Origin of the sequence: Mesorhizobium sp. M7D.F.Ca.US.004.03.1.1 (assembly GCF_003998635.1) — a bacterium.
In the GTDB taxonomy this organism is placed as follows: Bacteria; Pseudomonadota; Alphaproteobacteria; order Rhizobiales; family Rhizobiaceae; genus Mesorhizobium; species Mesorhizobium loti.
Window position 1 is genome coordinate 1 of the sequence record NZ_RZQG01001326.1, and the last position, 1,207, is coordinate 1,207.

Annotated in this window: 4 protein-coding genes; all 4 read right to left on the reverse strand. The window is 58.8% G+C overall.

What is annotated here, in order from left to right; genetic code table 11:
- Positions 1-187, reverse strand: a 187-nt coding sequence (locus EN935_RS36750) for an uL14 family ribosomal protein (protein ID WP_206534676.1), incomplete at its 3' end; no start/stop codon positions are given.
- A gap of 71 nt (positions 188-258) precedes the next feature.
- Positions 259-498, reverse strand: coding sequence for a 30S ribosomal protein S17 (gene rpsQ / locus EN935_RS36755; protein WP_010909280.1), 240 nt, complete (start codon positions 496-498; stop codon positions 259-261).
- 11 nt (positions 499-509) lie between these two features.
- Complete coding sequence (gene rpmC / locus EN935_RS36760) at positions 510-710, reverse strand: 50S ribosomal protein L29 (protein ID WP_006205459.1); 201 nt, start codon at positions 708-710, stop codon at positions 510-512.
- 12 nt (positions 711-722) lie between these two features.
- Positions 723-1,136 (reverse strand): 50S ribosomal protein L16, encoded by a 414-nt coding sequence (gene rplP / locus EN935_RS36765; RefSeq protein ID WP_013531427.1) that lies wholly within the window; start codon positions 1,134-1,136, stop codon positions 723-725.
- Positions 1,137-1,207: the final 71 nt, after the last annotated feature.

A 1,207-nucleotide genomic window follows, 5' to 3' on the forward strand; every position in this document is an offset into this window, starting at 1 on the left:
CCACGACCGCCTTCATCACATCGCCCTTCTTTACGCGGCCGCGCGGAATGGCTTCCTTGATCGACACCACGATGATGTCGCCCACAGAAGCGTATTTCCGCTTCGAGCCGCCCAGCACCTTGATGCACATGACACGACGGGCGCCGGAATTATCCGCGACGTCGAGGTTTGTTTGCATCTGAATCATGACTGGCCGCCTTCTTCTTTTCTAACGGGATGGGCTCAAAGCCCCTCCCCGGTCTGTCCAAAATTCGTTGTTTACGCCTGGTCCGAAGACACGACGATCCAGCGCTTATCCTTGGAAATCGGCTTCGATTCCTGGATGAACACCTGATCGCCTACCTTGTGGGCGTTGTTCTCGTCGTGCGCCTTGTACTTCTTGGTCATGCGCACGGTCTTCTTCATCACGGGATGCGTGAAGCGCCGTTCGACCTTGACGACAACCGTCTTCTCGTTCTTGTCGCTGACGACGGTGCCCTGCAGAATGCGCTTTGGCATGGTTTTCGTCCTTAAGCCTTCTTAGCCGCGGACTTTTCCGCAGCGATGGTCTTGATACGCGCAATGTCCTTACGGACCTGTCTCACGCGCGCGGTCTTCTCGAGCTGGCCGGTGGCCTTCTGGAAGCGCAGATTGAACTGCTCCTTCTTCAGGCTGGCCAGGTCGTCGGTCAGCTGGTCCTGGGTCTTGGTCCGGATGTCTTCGGCTTTCATATCAGCCCGTCCTTATTCTGCGATGCGCTGCACGAAGCGCGTCTTGACCGAGAGCTTGGCCGCGCCGAGACGCAGTGCCTCACGGGCGGTTTCTTCATTGACGCCGTCGATCTCGAACATGATGCGGCCCGGCTTGACGCGCGCCGCCCAATAATCGACCGCGCCCTTGCCCTTACCCATGCGGACTTCGGTCGGCTTCGAAGTGACCGGCACGTCCGGGAAAATACGGATCCAGACGCGACCAGCGCGCTTCATTTCACGAGTGATCGCGCGGCGGGCCGCCTCAATCTCACGTGCGGTGACGCGGTTCGGCTCAAGCGCCTTCAGCCCGAAACCACCGAAATCCAGGTTGGTGCCGCCCTTTGCGGTGCCATGGATACGGCCCTTGAACTGCTTGCGGAACTTTGTGCGCTTTGGCTGCAGCATCGTTCTAACTCCAAATTCCTAAATGTCTCAGGCGTTTTCGCGACGACGACCGCGTTCGCGATCACCACCAC

Bases quoted from the DNA above. Each gene is read 5' to 3' on its own strand.
- rpmC (WP_006205459.1), bottom strand. From the start codon at position 710: ATGAAAGCCGAAGACATCCGGACCAAGACCCAGGACCAGCTGACCGAC.
- rplP (WP_013531427.1), bottom strand. From the start codon at position 1,136: ATGCTGCAGCCAAAGCGCACAAAGTTCCGCAAGCAGTTCAAGGGCCGT.
- rpsQ (WP_010909280.1), bottom strand. From the start codon at position 498: ATGCCAAAGCGCATTCTGCAGGGCACCGTCGTCAGCGACAAGAACGAG.